Below are 831 nucleotides of genomic sequence, written 5' to 3'. Positions count from 1 at the left end.
CGGTCCGCTGTGGCGGGCTGGGTGCGGCGGGCGCGGGGGGCCACGCTCGGCGTCCTGCACCGGCGGACGGGCACCCCCGGGGTCTGACGCACGACAGCCGCCGTCCCGCGGGACGACGGCTGTCGGAGGCCGGTGGGGCTACTGGTCGTAGCGGCGGCGGAAGCGCTCCTCGAGGCGGTTCTTCAGCGGCTGCCGGCCGACGCGCCCGCCGCGACCGGCACGGCCGGGAGCGGCCGGCCCGCGACCGCCGGCCGGGGTGGACCCGGCCTCGACGGCGCCGGTGGCTGCCTTGTAGTTGAGGACGCCGAGGGTGACGCCACCGAAGGCGACGAGGAAGCCGAAGACGCCCAGCGGCACCGACCGGGCCACGGCGCCGCCGACCAGTACTGCCAGACCCACGAGGACGAGGACGGCACCGAGTTGCATCTTGCGGCGCGCCTTCAGCCGGCGGTCACCGGTGCGGACGGACGAGGCGAACTTGGGGTCGTCGTCCACGAGGGCGCGCTCGATCTGCTCCAGCAGACGCTGCTCGTGTTCTGAGAGCGGCACGTCGTCCTCCAGGTGGGCGGAGCCAAGGCCGTCGGAGGCTCCCGCCGACGGTGATACCCACGATACGAGGCCTTGGCAACACGCGAAAGGCGACCGTGCGGCGACCCGCCGGGAACCTGCCCCGATCACTCCTCCGAGTGGCCTCCGGGGGCGGATCCGCCCAGGTCAGCCCGGATCCCCCGCCGGCGACTCCGCCCCGGACCGCCGGCCGCGACCGCGTCCGGACCGTGGGACGGCGTCCGCCCGGGCGTGTGCGGCGGCCGCTCCCCCGTCGGTGGTGCC

General features: G+C 76.2%; 1 protein-coding gene. It reads right to left on the bottom strand.

All coding sequences use genetic code 11. The annotated features are described in order from the left end of the window. Positions 1 to 138 precede the first annotated feature (138 nt). Positions 139 to 549 carry a DUF3040 domain-containing protein gene (locus tag E4P40_RS27755; protein ID WP_135161496.1) on the bottom strand — a complete coding sequence of 137 codons (411 nt, stop codon included), beginning with the start codon at positions 547 to 549 and terminating at the stop codon, positions 139 to 141. Positions 550 to 831: the final 282 nt, after the last annotated feature.

The organism is Blastococcus sp. CT_GayMR20 (genome assembly GCF_004570345.1).
This window is presented reverse-complemented; position numbering and strand designations above follow the sequence as displayed.